The organism is Acinetobacter sp., assembly GCF_039596015.1.
Lineage (GTDB): Bacteria > Pseudomonadota > Gammaproteobacteria > Pseudomonadales > Moraxellaceae > Acinetobacter.
In genome coordinates, this window is record NZ_JBCNKN010000004.1 from 298,351 (window position 1) to 313,934 (window position 15,584).

A 15,584-nucleotide genomic window follows, 5' to 3' on the forward strand; every position below is an offset into this window, starting at 1 on the left:
AAATGGAAGATGTAAAAAAACTGGTGATTCGTGATTTGCATAAAACTTTTGGTGATCATGAAGTATTAAAAGGGGTGTCACTAGATGCGAAAGCAGGTGATGTGATAAGTATTATTGGTTCATCGGGTTCGGGAAAAAGTACCTTGCTGCGTTGTATTAATTTTTTAGAACAACCGAGCAATGGTTCTATCAAATTAAATGGTGAAAAACTTGAAACCGTGTTTGATAAAAATGGTAATTTAAAAGTCACCAATCCCAAACAACTGCAAAAAATGCGTACCCAACTGATGATGGTCTTTCAGCATTTTAATTTGTGGTCACATATGACGGTTTTAGAAAATGTGATTGAAGGCCCGATTCATGTGTTGGGGGTGAAACGTGCCGAAGCAGAGCAGCGCGCCCGTCAATATTTAAGAAAAGTAGGGTTGGATGAAAGTGTGGAAAAAAAATACCCTGCATTTTTGTCGGGTGGGCAGCAGCAACGGGTCGCTATTGCTCGAGCTTTGGCGATGGAACCTGAGGTAATGTTGTTTGATGAACCGACCAGTGCCTTAGACCCTGAATTAGTCGGTGAGGTGCTCAAAGTCATGCAGGGTTTGGCTGAAGAAGGACGCACCATGATTGTGGTTACGCATGAAATGGGCTTTGCACGACACGTATCTAATCAAGTGATTTTTTTGCATCAGGGAAAAATTGAAGAGCAAGGACGACCAGAAGAAGTCCTTAATCATCCTAAAAGTGAACGGTTAAAGCAGTTTTTAGAAGGCAATTTTAAATAAGCAGGTCATTTATTTTCTATTCATCTTTTGTGTTTAGGTTGTTGGATATGACTTAAACACAGATAAATCATTCCAGAAAAATATGGGAAGTGATTTAAAGAAAACCAACATTGCTCTCGTTGATTGGGGGTAGATTGGATTGGTGGATGCGATGGCTTAAGTCCCAAGACCTAAGCCTGCATTGAGCATTAAAGTACGGTAAAAAGTTGTTCTTTACTTAAACGTGATTTTGGTAATTTGGCATTAAAATCATCTTCACTACGATAACCTAAAGCTAAAACAACTGAACTGGTGAGACCTTGTGCTGTTAGATTAAATTCGGCATCGAGTGTTTCGGCATCAAAACCGCCAATCGGGGTTGCATCAATGCCAAGTGTTGCAGCAGCAAATAAAGCTTCGCCTAGGGCAATAAAGGTCTGATTTTCCATCCAGCGTTGTACGCCACCTTCCGATTGACGATATTGGTCGACATAGCCTTTGCGAACATCTGCTTGAGTTTGCTTGCTGGAGGCATCTCTGAAACGACCAATGCTGGCATCTTGTTCGATGAGTTGTTTTAAATATTCATCGCTTACATCGGTACGAGTACAAAATACAATGGTGTGTGAAGATTTTAAAATTTTAGGTGCATTGTAAGCATGACCACCTGTCATGGCATGTGTCACACGCTCTTTGGCATCATCACTTGAAATGACTAAAAAGTGCCAAGGTTGGATATTAATTGAAGATGGTGTCAGACGTAACACTTCTAAAAGCGTTTCAAGGTCTTTTTGAGGAATCGTTTGGTCAGCATCATAAGCTTTAGTGGTATAGCGTTGTTGGGCGACGGTCAAAAGATCCATAAAATATTCTCGATATTCATTTAAAATTAAGTTTATCGCCTGATGATATGATGTCAATTCAACAAAATACAACTCTTTTCCGATGTCTATATCAATCAAATCGCACTGTCCATACTGCTAAGACAAGCATCGTCACAGACATTTATGAAATATTAATCCGCTCTTATTTTTATCAACAAATACTTGAAAAATAACGCCTCTAAAGTAGAAAAAATGATTTAGGTATTCAGAAAACATAATGATGATGAGGCATACTATTTATAGAGAGTCATGCTAACATAGTCCGCAAAATTTCCGTGTAGCTGGGTATATAATGACTGAGGAAAGATTAACTCACCTTAAGCAGCTTGAAGCTGAAAGTATTCATATTATTCGCGAAGTCGCTGCGGAATTTGAAAATCCCGTAATGCTTTACTCTATTGGTAAAGACTCAGCAGTAATGTTGCATTTGGCAATGAAGGCGTTTTATCCTGCAAAACTGCCATTTCCACTAATGCATGTGAATACTGGGTGGAAGTTCAAGGATATGATCACTTTCCGTGATGAGATGGTGAAAAAACTTGGACTTGAATTGATCGAACATAAAAACATGGAAGGTGTTGCACAAAACATCAACCCGTTCGATCACGGTAGCTCAAAATATACCGACATTATGAAAACACAAGGCTTAAAACAAGCTTTGGATAAATATCAATTCGATGCGGCATTTGGTGGCGCACGTCGAGACGAAGAAAAATCACGTGCGAAGGAACGTGTTTATTCATTCCGTGACCAAAAGCACCGTTGGGATCCGAAAAACCAACGTCCTGAGCTTTGGAATATTTATAACGGTAAAGTCAATAAAGGCGAAAGTATCCGTGTATTCCCATTGTCAAACTGGACAGAGCTTGATATCTGGCAATACATCTACCTAGAGCAGATTCCAATTGTACCGTTGTACTATGCGGCAAAACGCCCAGTAGTAGAACGCAATGGCACACTCATTATGATTGATGATGAGCGTTTCCCATTAAAAGAAGGTGAAGTACCTGAAATGAAATCGGTTCGTTTCCGTACTTTAGGCTGCTATCCATTAACAGGTGCAGTTGAGTCTTCAGCAGATACGCTGCCTGATATTATTCAGGAAATGCTATTGACGACCAGTTCAGAACGACAAGGTCGTATGATTGACCATGACGAAGCTGGGTCAATGGAAAAGAAAAAGCAAGAAGGTTATTTCTAATTGAGTGGAGTAAAACAATGTCTCATCAATCTGAGCTGATCAGCCAGGATATTTTGGCGTACTTAAAACAGCATGAGCAAAAAGACTTACTCCGCTTTTTAACGTGTGGTAATGTCGATGACGGTAAAAGTACCTTGATTGGTCGTTTACTGCATGACTCTAAAATGATTTATGAAGACCAACTTGAAGCGGTAAAACGTGACAGTAAAAAAGTTGGGACTCAGGGCGAAAAAGTTGACCTTGCATTGCTTGTCGATGGTTTACAGGCAGAACGTGAGCAAGGGATTACCATTGATGTTGCGTATCGCTATTTCTCAACAGAAAAGCGTAAGTTCATCATTGCCGACACTCCAGGGCATGAACAATATACCCGTAACATGGCGACAGGTGCGTCAACGTGTGATTTGGCGATTATCCTGATTGATGCCCGTTATGGCGTACAGACTCAAACGCGTCGTCATAGCTTTATTTCGGCATTATTGGGTATTCGTAACATCGTGGTTGCGATCAACAAAATGGACTTGGTTGGCTTCTCTCAAGAAAAATTTGACGAGATTCGTGCTGACTATCTGTCTTTTGTTGAGCAATTGGGTGACCGTAAACCAACCGATATCCGTTTTGTGCCAATTTCAGCATTAAATGGTGATAACGTGGTGAATCCATCTGAAAGTACATCTTGGTACTTCTCGGAAGGTTATCAAGCGCAAACCTTAATGAATATTTTAGAAACGGTGCAAATCAACCACGACACCAAAAAGCAGGATTTCCGCTTCCCTGTACAATATGTGAACCGTCCAAACCTCGACTTCCGTGGTTTTGCGGGAACAATTGCACTCGGTTCAGTCCATGCAGGCGATGAAATCGTTGCTTTACCTTCAGGTAAACGCAGCACTGTTAAAGAAATCGTGACTTACGATGGCAACTTAGAAGAAGCTTTCGCTGGTCAAGCGGTGACTTTAACTTTAAATGACGAAATTGACATTAGCCGTGGTGACATGATTGTTCATGCTGCTGCATTGCCACAAGTGTCACGTGCTGTACGTGCTACTGTGGTGTGGATGACAGAGCAGCCATTGGTTGTGGGTAAACTGTACAATGTGAAAGTGGGGACACAAAGTGTTCCTGCCAAAGTCAGTCAGATTAACTACCGTGTCGATGTGAATACGCTTGAGCATGTTCAGGTTGAACAACTTGAACTAAACGGTATTGCAGACATTGTGGTTGAATTTGACCGTGCTGTTGTTTTTGATGATTATAAAGACAGCCGTTATACAGGTAGCTTTATCTTTATCGACCGCTTAAGCAACGTCACTGTTGGCGCAGCGATGATTGAAGATATTGCACAGATTGCCAACACAGCACAGGCGGTGACTGCTGAAGAACGTGCTGCACGTTTGGGTCAAAAACCTGCATTGTTGGGTGTCAGTACAACCGTATTAGAAAATGCACAAGCACTAGAACGTTTATTGATCCAACAAGGTATTGTTGCTATTGCAAAAGCAGACTTAACTGCTGAGCAAGCAGCTTTGTTACGTCAGACAGGTGTTGTGGTGATTACAGCATTGGATGCGGTAGATCAACAAATTACAGCTGAATCTGTAGAAGAAGTTGCAGAGCAAATCGCGAAATTAGTCGCTATTTAATCCGTTATTTGTATTTAAAAGCCTCAAGATTCGTCTTGAGGCTTTTTATTGTGTGATTGGAAATATTCAGCCCCTCAAAAGTGTGTCACAATAGCCACCTTTATTTTGCATGACATTCAATTTAGGTTGTATATGGTTGACGGTGTAACACCTCTAGAAAAAATTCAGTTTTTAAACGAACTTAAAAAAGTTGATTTAACTGAAAAAGCACAACAAGCCATTCGCATAGGTGGCAAAGCAGGCAGACAAGAAAGCCATAAACAGGCATTAGTTGAATTATATTTAAGTTTTGAAGATCATTTCTTGGAAGCTGTAACCTGTGCTTTTGCTTTATATCCAGCACAAGTGAAAAAAATGCGTTATAAAAAAGACCGCGTTCGCATGTTTAAACAACATGACATTGACTATACTCAGCTGGACGGTTCTGAAACAGCTCAGGTATTGGCGCAAGTGGTACAAGCCATTCACTATGATGATGCTATTGTCACGCACGATTTACACGACATTTTCCCATTTTGGAAAGAAGGTTTCCCAATGGTTCAGTTTGATAACGCATATAAGTTGTTATCAGAAGACATTACGATTCACTATCAAGCTGTTTTAGATCGATTGATTGCATCATTGAAATAACGAAAAAATGGTTTGGATTGTCACTTAAAATGACAAACATGGCATAAGATGTAGAAATCTTTCTTCAAAGTGATGGTCAGGTTTGAGATCATTTTAATGGCAATTTTTTAGAGAATGGTCTTTCATTACGATTGCCTTCGTTTCATATATTGAACTTTTTGAAAAATATCGGTTGTTATTCATATAGACGAATGTTCAGCAGGTTATAGAACGTATTTTTCGGATTCAATTATTCTAAGCACCCTTAAGATTAAAATTTTAATGTTAGATTTAAAGGGTGCTTTAATCGTTGTTTTATAGGCAATTGGCAGGTTTAGGAACGCCTGCCAGTCGGCTTAAATGGCGAGCCACTAAACCTGTATTAAACTGTTGTTGCAAAACAGCATTGTTAATTTCTGGACTCACAGTTTTCATTAAGTATTTAATCAGTGGGCGAGTCGCTGGTGAATGACCAAATTGTTGATAAAACTGACGCACCGCCTGTAAAATTTCAAAATGCCAAGCCGTTAGTGTGACATCTAAGCTATTGGCGAGTTCTTGTGCCACAGTTTCATTCCACACCGTGTAGTCAACAAGATGTCCATCTTGGTCGAGTGCTAAAGCCATAAAATTACCTTAAATTATTTTAGACTAATGCAACGCGGATATTGCAGCAGTAAATCTGTCAATTGTGAATAGTTAAGTACTGTCACAGATTCAGGAATTGTGAGCGTTAATAATTCAGCTTCAGTACTTAAAATATAAAGCGGATAAGCTTGTAGATCGGGATGATCCAGCAACAAGGCTGACTCTGCCATTAAAACCACAGGATCTGTTTTTGCTGCCATTTGCTGTAATTGTTGTAACAGCGACGAAGCTTGTTTAAAGTCACCTTGTAACAGGAAAAGTGTGGAATCTTGCATAACGATTACCAATAGAGAACATGGTCAAATTGTTGGATAAATGAAGGGTTTAGATCAATAAATTGTATTTCATGTTCAGTGTTTTTTACAAAAGTATGCTGCGCATGTTGCTGTTCTATTAAGACTGGACTTAAATCATAAAACTCAAAACTATCGACCATATTTGAACCGAGTTTAAATGGATGTTGTTTTGGTTCAAAAATAAGCTCTTGTTTTAAAAGAGAGAGTGCGGCATCTTTAAGTAATACTTGTACCTGACAGCCAAAAGTTGCCAAGACCATGGTTGCAGATAGGCTTTCATTGCCTTGTAATCCAATGGCATTGGCTTGCGTTAAAATAACCAGAACTCTTTTCACAGAATTACCCTTTAAAATAACAAAACGCAGGTTTAAACATTTTAGAATTGAACTAGATGGGTTGCATTTTGAACAGCATCGGCAAACTCACCTAAGCCAACCAATTCAAAACCCGATGCCAAATTGAAACGTGCCAATTGATGACGTTGCGCATTGGTTTGGTCGCTAATACCACGTGCTAAAGCAGCACTGACACAGACGGGTAATCGGATGTTGAGTTGCTGCCACGCTTGGGTGAGTTGGCGTTGGTCATCTGGAACCCAGTTTAGGGTATTGGCAACATAAACACCTTCTTGATAGAAGAAAACCTGAAATGGTTGGTTTTTTTCCAGTAAAGACTGTGCAACACCTAAAGCATGCCATGCAAGGATCGCATTAGGAGATGATGTGACTAAAATAAGGGTACTCATAAGGGTGCTTTAAATCATCCAAACCAAATAACGAACGTGAAAACATCAACGAACTACAACAATAGGTAATTATACAATGATTTTGATTACAGGTGGTCTTGGGTTTGTCGGTTCCCACATTGCCTTACGATTATTACAAAGAGGGCATGGTGTTGTCTTAGTTGATAATTTGGTGAATAGCCACTCCATGAATCTGGAGCGTTTGCAGCAAATCAGTGGTCAGTATATTCCATTTTCTCAGGTAGATTTACGCAATACCCCAGCGCTGAACAAATTTATAGAGCAGTACCCGATTGATGCCGTGATTCATTGTGCTGGGTTTAAGTCACTACAAGAATCGACGATTAAACCTATTGAATATTATAACAATAATTTAAATGTTTTGATGAGTTTAATCCGTGTGATGCAAAGAATCGGTTGCCATTCGCTTATTCATTTGTCTAGTGCAGTTGTTTATGGTCAATCTGCTTTAAATTTACATGAGGAAACCGAGCTTAATCATCATTATTTAAATCCGTATGCACACTCTCAACAGATGATGGAACAGATTTTACAAGATGTTTCACTGAGCGATGAAGAGTGGAATATTGTACTTTTAAGAGTTTCAAATGTTGTGGGTGCATTTGAACAGGGACTATGGGGCGAATATATTCCGAAACTGCCGAAAAGTATTATGGGACTATTGATGCAGATCGCTCATCATGAACGTGAATATCTAGAGTTATATCAGCAAGCAGGTACGGAAGATAAAACTGTTGAACGTAATTTTGTTCATGTTTTAGATGTCTGTCAAGCAGTTGAAAAAGCATTATATTGGCAATATCAACGCAGTAGTGGTTATGATATTTTTAATATTGCGAGTCAGGAACATACCAGTATTGCAAAATTAATCCAGAAAGTAGAACAAGTTACAAAAACCAAGATTCCAACGATAGAACCGCATTTTTTATTCCGTCCTTTGGATCAAATAAGTCTTGTGGTTGAAAAAGCTCAAAGGATATTGAACTGGACAGCAGAACGGAGTTTAGGACAGATGATTGAAGATCAATGGTTATTTTATAATAATGTAAATGATAATTATTTACTTTAAGTTATAAAATCAGTAAGATGGTGCCATGATATGACTTGAATGAGCCGTACAAATAGAATCAGAGGATGAAGAATGGAAACACGTATTGAACATGACACAATGGGCGAAGTTGCTGTACCCAGTGAAGCTATGTGGGGGGCACAGACCCAACGCAGTCTACAAAACTTTAAAATTGGTATTGAACATTTACCACGTGCCATGATCCGAGGAATGGGGCTTGTTAAAAAAGCAGCAGCACTCACCAATGCAGAATTAAAGCAAGTTCCTCAAGACTTGGCAGAATATATCGTGGATGCAGCACAGGAAGTCATTGATGGGCGTTGGGATGCTCAATTTCCTTTGGTTGTTTGGCAAACGGGCTCTGGTACGCAAAGTAATATGAACTGTAATGAAGTCATTGCCAATATTGCCAATCAAAAACTAGGGCAGCCATTGGGAGCTCAAAAGCCAGTTCATCCAAATGATCATGTTAACCGTGCACAATCAACCAATGATTCGTTTCCGACAGCAATTCATGTGGCAGCAAGTCTGGAAATCAATGAATTACTTATCCCAGCAGTGACACGATTAAAGAATACATTACAGCAGAAATCTAATGAATTTCAAGATATTGTAAAAATTGGACGTACACATTTACAAGATGCAACGCCACTTACATTGGGGCAGGAATTTAGTGGATATGTCTCACAGCTAGAACATGCACTGAAACGATTATATCAGGCATTAGAAGGATTATATGAATTACCGTTGGGGGGCACTGCGGTTGGAACAGGGTTAAATGCACATCCTCAATATGCAGAAAAAGCCGCACATGAACTGGCGGTATTAACCAGCTTACCTTTTGTTACAGCACCAAATAAGTTTGAAGCTTTAGCAGGACGAGATGCTGCTGTATTTGCTTCGGGTGCCTTGAAAACATTGGCAGTAAGTTTAAATAAAATCGCCAATGATATACGCTGGTTGGCAAGTGGCCCAAGATGTGGTTTTGGGGAGCTTTCAATTCCTGAAAATGAGCCAGGTTCAAGTATCATGCCAGGGAAAGTAAATCCGACGCAAAGTGAAGCGATGACTATGGTTGTTGCTCAGGTATTGGGAAATGACACAACTATCAATATTGCAGGTGCTTCAGGTAACTTCGAGTTAAATGTTTTTATGCCAGTGATTGCATTTAACTTATTACAATCCATTCGTCTTTTAGGCGATGCTTGTAATAGTTTTAATGATCATTGTGCTGTTGGCATTACGCCTAATTTAGAGAAAATTGACTATTTCTTACATAACTCTTTAATGTTGGTGACAGCATTAAATCCTGTGATTGGCTATGAAAATGCTGCTAAAGTTGCAAAAACTGCCTATAAACAAGGTAAAACATTAAAAGAAGTGGCAGTTGAATTAAATTTGGTGACACCTGAACAGTTTGATGAGGTTGTCCGACCTGAAAATATGGTTGCACCGAATGTGAAATAAACTATTTTTTAGATAAATATAGTTTGGTGGGAATTTATGCTTGTCTAGGGTATGTTCTTAAAGTCATGAAGGAATGAAATTTTGACATTTTAAGCTTCGTGTCTTTTAGAAAATACCCGTTTGTTCGCTAAACGAATTATCTCAATCTAAAACACTTACTCATATATAAAAATTAAGCATAGGTTTCTGTTTTTTGTCAAAATCGCTTTAAAAATACATTAAAATAGACTGTATGGTGTGTTATAGATGAGTTATACCATGAAAATTAAAAATAAGAGAAATGTGTGTAAATGGTTATCTTATCACATCTTTTTTTATAAATATGCTAATTTAGAAGGCGTCATCTAGGGATGTAGCAGAACTTATGAACAAATTAATGATTTCAGGATTTTTGTTGATGTGCAGCACTTTGGTATTGGCTCAGGCGCCAGATACAGCACCAATCGCAAATGCAAATAATTCAGATAATATTACAATCGTGGTTCGACCTGAAATTGCAGGTCTTTGGGGAATGGAAATTCCAAATAATAAAAAATGCGTTGAATATTATAATTTTAAGTCAGGTAATCAGGTCATTATAAAAAGCGCAGGTGAGTGGTCAACAGGAATCTATGACTATCAGCCATCACCGAACGATAAACGGTTGGGCGCTTTAGCACTTCAAGTGAAATATGAGAACAATGAAAAAGATTGTTCAGGACATAAAGAAGATCAGACAGGTGAAGTTTCTCAGTATTTTGTGAAATGGCAAAATGCCGACACGATTCAATTCTGTACAGCTGAAAAAACCAGTAAATGTTTTGTCACATTACGAAGAGTTTTACCTTAAATCCTATATCACATGCTTAAAAAAGTAGTATAGGTCTTGAACTGCATTCTGAAAGTTGGGCATTTTTAGTCTAATTTGAGGGGTGCTTTTTTATGTTAAGCGAATTGTTTCATATTTTGAAATTTATGAAAAGGCGATGAAAAAGCTAAAAATACAGTTATAGATTAGTAGAATTTCACAGTCCCCAATTGGTTTAATTGGTCATATTTATTAGACAAATTTTCGATAAATAGTTAGCTAAATAAGTTTAAAGACAGTCTTGAAGCACATTATGAGGTAGGATTAGCTTTTATTTTAAGAATAAATGTTTAATTGTAGAGTTAAAAAATAAAGATATAAATATTAATATGTTAAGTCTCTTTTCTTGTTTTTTATTGGAGGGAGTAAATAAAAATGGAGGTAGATCTAGGTTTTTTCACTAAAAAAAGTACTTATTATAGTGAGTTATTCTATTTATTCTTTGTAATGATAATTTTTATTATGTTTTTCCTAAATGGAATAGGCAAAGCATAAGCAAAAAGTGAAAGAGAAACTCGCTTATGCAATAAGGTCAAAACATCGCATATCAAGTTATATTTATTGTGTTTGATGAAACATAATTTGATGCTATGGTGTTGTTATATAAATAAAAAATCTTATTCAAATATAAGATAATGAAAGGTATGTTTTATGGAAAAAGCCACCTTATCTCAAGGTTTAAAAAATAGACATGTCACAATGCTTTCAATTGCTGGTGCGATTGGAGCTGGTTTATTTGTTGGTTCGGGGCATGCGATTGCGGCAGCAGGGCCAGCAGTCCTTATTTCTTATTTTCTCGCAGGAACGCTTGTTGTTCTGGTGATGCGAATGCTATCAGAAATGGCAGTTGCTCAACCAGACAGTGGTTCTTTTTCGACTTATGCGGATCGTGCGATTGGTAAATGGGCAGGTTTTACAATTGGGTGGTTATATTGGTGGTTTTGGGTATTAGTGATTCCATTTGAAGCCAATGCAGCAGCAGCCATTATGCATTCATGGATGCCGACAGCACCAATCTGGTTTTTGGCTTTTCTTATCACGGCAGCCTTAACCGTAACCAATTTGTTTAGTGTTAAAAACTACGGTGAGTTTGAGTTTTGGCTTGCGACGGTCAAAGTCGGTTCAATTATTATTTTCATTGCGATTGGTTGTGCTGCAATTTTCGGTTTCTCACCTAATCCTCAGGTCAATGGTATTCAACATTTATATGATCAAGGCGGGTTCTTGCCTACAGGTTGGGGGACAGTGATTGCTGCTATTTTAACTACAATGTTCTCATTTATGGGTTCAGAGATTGTGACCATTGCTGCAAGTGAATCGAAAGATCCTGAAAAGCAAATCACCAAAGCTACAAACTCCGTCATTTGGCGCATTGCATTATTTTATTTGGTTTCGATTTTTATCGTTGTAAGCCTTGTACCTTGGAATGACCCACGTTTGGCCGAAATAGGTTCATATCAAACGGTATTGCAAATTTTAAATGTTCCATATGCAAAATTAATTGTAGATATTGTGGTTTTAACGGCGGTCACAAGCTGTTTAAATTCTGCACTTTATACTGCTTCGCGTATGCTATTTTCATTATCGGTTCGTGGAGATGCACCTAAAATTGCCCAAAAACTGAGTAAAAACCGAGCACCTATTTATGCTGTGTTGTTATCTACCTTAGTGGCTTTTTTATGTACATTTGCAAATTATGCTGCTCCAACAGAAGTATTTAGTTTTTTACTTGATAGCTCAGGTGCAATTGCATTGTTGGTGTATTTGGTGATTGCATTTTCACAGCTCAGAATGCGTAAACAACTGGCTCAGGAAGGTAAACCGTTACGCATGAAAATGTGGTTATTTCCTTATCTGACTTGGGCGGTGATTATTTTTATTATTGCAGCGTTGACGATTATGGCATTTGATCCAAAACATGTACATGAAATTACGTCTACAGGTATTTTATCGCTTTTGGTTGTGATTTCAGGTGTTCTAGTGACTAGACGAGCAAAACGAAAACAAGTAATGGCAAGTACAATCAGTTAATCAATTGCATAAAAGCATGAAGTTCAGAGCAGGATTTCATGCTTTTCCAAAGTTAGAATGACCACTTTATAAAATTAAATTGATTATCTTCTGATATTTCTAAAATCATTGCTTCACCCATATCTTCTTTCCAATCGCCTAAAACAATTCTTTGCTGTTGTGCAGACTGTTGATGGATAAAAGGTCGATGTGTATGACCATGAATAAGCGTTTGAATTTGTGGTGGCATTGCCTGTGTCACGGCATCGGCATTGACATCCATAATCGCATATTGCTTGTTTTGTTTAGATGAAGCACTTTTTTTACGAAAACCCTGTGCGAGTTTTTGGCGAAAGGATAATGGCGTTTTTTTCAATAATCCCAGTAAGAAGGGATTACGAATAATCTTTTTAAAGCGTTGATAGGCTAGATCATCTGTACATAAAGCATCGCCATGTTCAAGGCGATAGTGCTGTCCATGAATTTCGAGGAAATAGGTGTCAGGTAGTAGTGTTCCCGAAAACTGATCTAGAAAAGCTTGCCCTAAGGCAAAGTCACGGTTGCCAACTTGAAAGTAAACCTGATTTCCCTGGGCTGTAAATTGTTGTAAAGCCTGTATAATTTTGTCTAACCACGGACTCTTGGCATCATCTCCAATCCATGCATTAAACCAGTCGCCTAAAATATACAGTTGCGTTTGTTTGGTTTGGTAATGTTCGAGTAATGCTAAAAACCCCCGAACAAGTCGAGGGTGTTCAGGTGACAAATGTAAATCTGAAATAAACAGATAAGTCGTCACAGATGGTCTACCAAAAATTATTCAGAGATAATTTTTGCAGATTCAATCACTACATTTTCTAAAGGAACGTCAGCGTGATAACCACGGTTACCTGTACGAACGCCTTTAATTTCTTCAATAACGTCCAGACCTTCAGTCACTTTACCAAATACGGCATAACCCCAACCTTGAGTGGTTTTGCCAGAATGGTTCAAGAAAGAATTGTTTTTCACGTTAATGAAGAACTGAGCAGAAGCAGAGTGAGGTGCTTGTGTACGTGCCATTGCAATCGTACCAACATCGTTGCTTAGACCGTTGTCTGCTTCGTTTTCAATAGAATCACGTGTTACTTTTTCTTTGAAGTTTTCATCAAAGCCACCACCTTGAATCATGAAACCATCGATAACGCGGTGGAAAATAACGCCATTGTAAAAACCGTCACGAACGTATTCTAAAAAGTTTGCAACTGTTTTTGGTGCTTTTTCATCGTTAAGCTCAAGAACAATACGACCTTTGTTGGTATTTAATTCAACTTGAGGAAAACTCATTCCATAATCTCCTAGGCATGGCAAAAGCCATGGGTTTTTTTGTTGAGAGAAGCATAAGCAAACTGTAAACTAGTTAGCAAGTATAAACGTTATTTTCTTTGTTAAAAAATTCTGATAGCGTTTTAATTATCCTAATTTGTTTTTAAATAGAAGTGATTTAACCCTATGAAGCCGACTGATGTTGTTTCAACTCTGCCTAATCAACCGACACCGAATCATCCAGCTCCTGTCGAAGCCGCGCAGCAAGAACAACAGCCTGGCTTAGATTTTATTCGTCAAGTGATTACAGATGACCTTGCTGAAGGCAAAACCAAAACGGTTGTGACACGTTTTCCACCAGAGCCAAATGGTTATTTACATATTGGACATGTAAAAGCCATTTGCCTGAACTTTGGTGTTGCTGAAGAATATAACGGCTACTGTAACTTACGTTTTGACGATACTAACCCAGATGCCGAAGAGCAAGAATATGTCGATGGCATAGCCAATGATGTGAAATGGCTTGGTTTTAGCTGGAAAGGCGAACCGTGTTATGCATCGAGCTATTTTGATCAACTCTATACATGGGCTGTGCAACTCATCCAACAAGGCGATGCATATGTCGATTTGCAAAGCCCTGAAGAGATCAAACTGAATCGTGGTAGTTTCGTAGAAGCAGGTACAAATTCTCCATATCGCGATGCATCTGTTGAAGAAAACTTAGAACGCTTTGAAAAAATGCGTGATGGGACTTTCCAAGAAGGCGAAGCGGTATTGCGTGCCAAAATTGATATGGCAAGTCCAAATGTCCATATGCGTGATCCGATCTTATATCGCGTATTACATTCAGCGCATCACCAAACAGGCGATAAATGGAAAATTTATCCAATGTATGACTATGCGCACCCATTATCAGATGCGATTGAAGGTGTAACGCATTCACTCTGTACTTTGGAGTTTCAGGATCATCGTCCGTTCTATGACTGGATTGTGGAAAAAGTACATTCTCAATCAGTGCCGCGTCAGTACGAATCTTCACGTTTAAATGTAGATTACACCATCACTTCAAAACGTAAATTACGTCGTCTGGTTGAAGGTAATTTCGTTAATGGTTGGGATGACCCTCGTATGCCAACGGTTGTGGGGATGCGTCGTCGTGGTTATACGCCAGAAGGTCTGCGTGATTTTTGTAAGCGTGTTGGTGTGTCTAAAGCGGATGGTATTGTCGATGTGGCAATGCTTGAGTTCTGCATCCGCCAATCATTGGAAAATACCGCTGCACGAGGTATGGCAGTATTAAACCCATTGAAAGTGACATTGACCAATTTACCTGAAGATTTAGATTTGCCACATGCACGTCATCCAAACGTGGATATGGGTGAGCGTATCATTCCGTTAACCAAAGAAATCTATATTGACCGTAAAGACTTTGAAGAAGTTCCACCAAAAGGCTTTAAGCGTTTAGTTCCAGAGGGTGAAGTGCGTTTACGCCATGCTTATGTGATTAAATGTGATGAAGTGATCAAAGATGCAAATGGTGAAGTAGTTGAACTGAAATGTTCAATTGACCCTGAAACTTTAGGTAAAAATCCTGAAGGTCGTAAAGTCAAAGGCGTGATTCACTGGGTATCTGCAACCAAAGGTATGGCTGCGGAAGTTCGTATTTATGATCGTCTGTTTACCGAAGCCGACCCTGAAACTGGCGATGATTTCCTAGCGAATTTAAATCCTGAATCATTAAAAGTGGTGCAAGCATATATTGAGCCTGCATTGGCTCAAGCTCAGCCTGAAGACCGCTTTCAGTTTGAACGTGAAGGTTATTTTGTTGCAGATCGTTACGACCATAAAACGGAAAAGCCTGTGTTCAACCGTATTTTGGATTTGAAAGACAGCTTTAAACCTGAAAAGAAATAATTTTTTAGATTTAAAATAAAAATGGGAGCGTAAGCTTCCATTTCAGATTATTGACAAACCCTGATTAAATTTGGATTTAGTCAGGGTTTTATTTTTTGACCTGACTTGGAATTGGGATTAAATCGGTTTGAAGTCGATTGATGGGCTAAATAATAGACAAATTAACA

The 15,584-nt window shown here is 38.6% G+C and carries 16 protein-coding genes; 9 read left to right on the forward strand and 7 right to left on the reverse strand.

Annotated features, from left to right (window positions below; translation table 11 throughout):
• The first annotated feature begins 2 nt into the window (after positions 1-2).
• Entirely contained in the window at positions 3-779 is a 777-nt protein-coding gene (locus ABDV70_RS06640) for an ATP-binding cassette domain-containing protein (protein WP_343596401.1), read from the forward strand.
• Between the two features lie 188 nt (positions 780-967).
• Here ABDV70_RS06640 and nfsB read toward each other — a convergent pair whose 3' ends face one another.
• The gene (gene nfsB, locus ABDV70_RS06645; RefSeq protein ID WP_343596402.1) at positions 968-1,621 is read right to left on the reverse strand and encodes an oxygen-insensitive NAD(P)H nitroreductase; all 654 of its coding nucleotides are present in this window, start codon (positions 1,619-1,621) and stop codon (positions 968-970) included.
• A 313-nt stretch (positions 1,622-1,934) separates the two neighbouring features.
• On the opposite strand from nfsB, the gene cysD reads away from it, so the two are divergent.
• The 3 genes from cysD to ABDV70_RS06660 all read left to right on the forward strand — a co-directional run bounded on the left by cysD (position 1,935) and on the right by ABDV70_RS06660 (position 5,116).
• Positions 1,935-2,843, forward strand: a complete 909-nt coding sequence (gene cysD, locus ABDV70_RS06650; protein WP_343596404.1) for a sulfate adenylyltransferase subunit CysD — start codon at positions 1,935-1,937, stop codon at positions 2,841-2,843.
• A gap of 17 nt (positions 2,844-2,860) precedes the next feature.
• Positions 2,861-4,486, forward strand: a complete 1,626-nt coding sequence (gene cysN, locus ABDV70_RS06655) for a sulfate adenylyltransferase subunit CysN (RefSeq protein WP_343596406.1) — start codon at positions 2,861-2,863, stop codon at positions 4,484-4,486.
• A gap of 132 nt (positions 4,487-4,618) precedes the next feature.
• Positions 4,619-5,116 carry a hypothetical protein gene (locus ABDV70_RS06660; protein WP_343596408.1) on the forward strand — a complete coding sequence of 166 codons (498 nt, stop codon included), beginning with the start codon at positions 4,619-4,621 and terminating at the stop codon, positions 5,114-5,116.
• Between the two features lie 294 nt (positions 5,117-5,410).
• Here the strand turns inward: ABDV70_RS06660 and ABDV70_RS06665 are convergent, their stop codons facing one another.
• From ABDV70_RS06665 to tusD, 4 genes are read right to left on the reverse strand one after another with little or no spacing between them, the layout of a single operon-like run.
• On the reverse strand, positions 5,411-5,722 hold the full coding sequence (locus tag ABDV70_RS06665; RefSeq protein WP_343596409.1) for a TusE/DsrC/DsvC family sulfur relay protein: 312 nt from the start codon (positions 5,720-5,722) through the stop codon (positions 5,411-5,413).
• Between the two features lie 14 nt (positions 5,723-5,736).
• A complete protein-coding gene (locus tag ABDV70_RS06670; RefSeq protein ID WP_343596410.1) occupies positions 5,737-6,018 on the reverse strand; it encodes a hypothetical protein in 282 nt (93 codons plus the stop codon).
• 5 nt (positions 6,019-6,023) lie between these two features.
• Complete coding sequence (locus ABDV70_RS06675; protein ID WP_343596412.1) at positions 6,024-6,374, reverse strand: hypothetical protein; 351 nt, start codon at positions 6,372-6,374, stop codon at positions 6,024-6,026.
• Between the two features lie 41 nt (positions 6,375-6,415).
• Complete coding sequence (tusD, locus tag ABDV70_RS06680; RefSeq protein WP_343596414.1) at positions 6,416-6,784, reverse strand: sulfurtransferase complex subunit TusD; 369 nt, start codon at positions 6,782-6,784, stop codon at positions 6,416-6,418.
• A 76-nt stretch (positions 6,785-6,860) separates the two neighbouring features.
• Between tusD and ABDV70_RS06685 the strand changes: the two genes are divergently transcribed.
• The 4 genes from ABDV70_RS06685 to gabP all read left to right on the forward strand — a co-directional run bounded on the left by ABDV70_RS06685 (position 6,861) and on the right by gabP (position 12,219).
• Complete coding sequence (locus ABDV70_RS06685; protein ID WP_343596416.1) at positions 6,861-7,874, forward strand: SDR family NAD(P)-dependent oxidoreductase; 1,014 nt, start codon at positions 6,861-6,863, stop codon at positions 7,872-7,874.
• Between the two features lie 72 nt (positions 7,875-7,946).
• Positions 7,947-9,341, forward strand: coding sequence for a class II fumarate hydratase (fumC, locus tag ABDV70_RS06690; RefSeq protein WP_343596418.1), 1,395 nt, complete (start codon positions 7,947-7,949; stop codon positions 9,339-9,341).
• A 397-nt stretch (positions 9,342-9,738) separates the two neighbouring features.
• Positions 9,739-10,170: a hypothetical protein gene (locus tag ABDV70_RS06695; RefSeq protein WP_343596454.1), complete on the forward strand. Its 432-nt coding sequence runs from the start codon at positions 9,739-9,741 to the stop codon at positions 10,168-10,170.
• A 669-nt stretch (positions 10,171-10,839) separates the two neighbouring features.
• Entirely contained in the window at positions 10,840-12,219 is a 1,380-nt protein-coding gene (gabP, locus tag ABDV70_RS06700) for a GABA permease (RefSeq protein ID WP_343596419.1), read from the forward strand.
• Positions 12,220-12,271: 52 nt separating this feature from the next.
• Here gabP and ABDV70_RS06705 read toward each other — a convergent pair whose 3' ends face one another.
• Entirely contained in the window at positions 12,272-12,997 is a 726-nt protein-coding gene (locus ABDV70_RS06705) for a UDP-2,3-diacylglucosamine diphosphatase (protein WP_343596421.1), read from the reverse strand.
• 17 nt (positions 12,998-13,014) lie between these two features.
• Positions 13,015-13,524: a peptidylprolyl isomerase gene (locus ABDV70_RS06710; RefSeq protein ID WP_343596423.1), complete on the reverse strand. Its 510-nt coding sequence runs from the start codon at positions 13,522-13,524 to the stop codon at positions 13,015-13,017.
• Between the two features lie 165 nt (positions 13,525-13,689).
• Between ABDV70_RS06710 and ABDV70_RS06715 the strand changes: the two genes are divergently transcribed.
• Complete coding sequence (locus tag ABDV70_RS06715) at positions 13,690-15,417, forward strand: glutamine--tRNA ligase/YqeY domain fusion protein (protein ID WP_343596425.1); 1,728 nt, start codon at positions 13,690-13,692, stop codon at positions 15,415-15,417.
• Positions 15,418-15,584: the final 167 nt, after the last annotated feature.

Coding starts and splice junctions, on each gene's coding strand:
- ABDV70_RS06640 (WP_343596401.1), top strand. CDS start 3: ATGGAAGATGTAAAAAAACTGGTGATTCGTGATTTGCATAAAACTTTT.
- nfsB (WP_343596402.1), bottom strand. CDS start 1,621: ATGGATCTTTTGACCGTCGCCCAACAACGCTATACCACTAAAGCTTAT.
- cysD (WP_343596404.1), top strand. CDS start 1,935: ATGACTGAGGAAAGATTAACTCACCTTAAGCAGCTTGAAGCTGAAAGT.
- cysN (WP_343596406.1), top strand. CDS start 2,861: ATGTCTCATCAATCTGAGCTGATCAGCCAGGATATTTTGGCGTACTTA.
- ABDV70_RS06660 (WP_343596408.1), top strand. CDS start 4,619: ATGGTTGACGGTGTAACACCTCTAGAAAAAATTCAGTTTTTAAACGAA.
- ABDV70_RS06665 (WP_343596409.1), bottom strand. CDS start 5,722: ATGGCTTTAGCACTCGACCAAGATGGACATCTTGTTGACTACACGGTG.
- ABDV70_RS06670 (WP_343596410.1), bottom strand. CDS start 6,018: ATGCAAGATTCCACACTTTTCCTGTTACAAGGTGACTTTAAACAAGCT.
- tusD (WP_343596414.1), bottom strand. CDS start 6,784: ATGAGTACCCTTATTTTAGTCACATCATCTCCTAATGCGATCCTTGCA.
- ABDV70_RS06685 (WP_343596416.1), top strand. CDS start 6,861: ATGATTTTGATTACAGGTGGTCTTGGGTTTGTCGGTTCCCACATTGCC.
- fumC (WP_343596418.1), top strand. CDS start 7,947: ATGGAAACACGTATTGAACATGACACAATGGGCGAAGTTGCTGTACCC.
- ABDV70_RS06695 (WP_343596454.1), top strand. CDS start 9,739: ATGTGCAGCACTTTGGTATTGGCTCAGGCGCCAGATACAGCACCAATC.
- gabP (WP_343596419.1), top strand. CDS start 10,840: ATGGAAAAAGCCACCTTATCTCAAGGTTTAAAAAATAGACATGTCACA.
- ABDV70_RS06710 (WP_343596423.1), bottom strand. CDS start 13,524: ATGAGTTTTCCTCAAGTTGAATTAAATACCAACAAAGGTCGTATTGTT.
- ABDV70_RS06715 (WP_343596425.1), top strand. CDS start 13,690: ATGAAGCCGACTGATGTTGTTTCAACTCTGCCTAATCAACCGACACCG.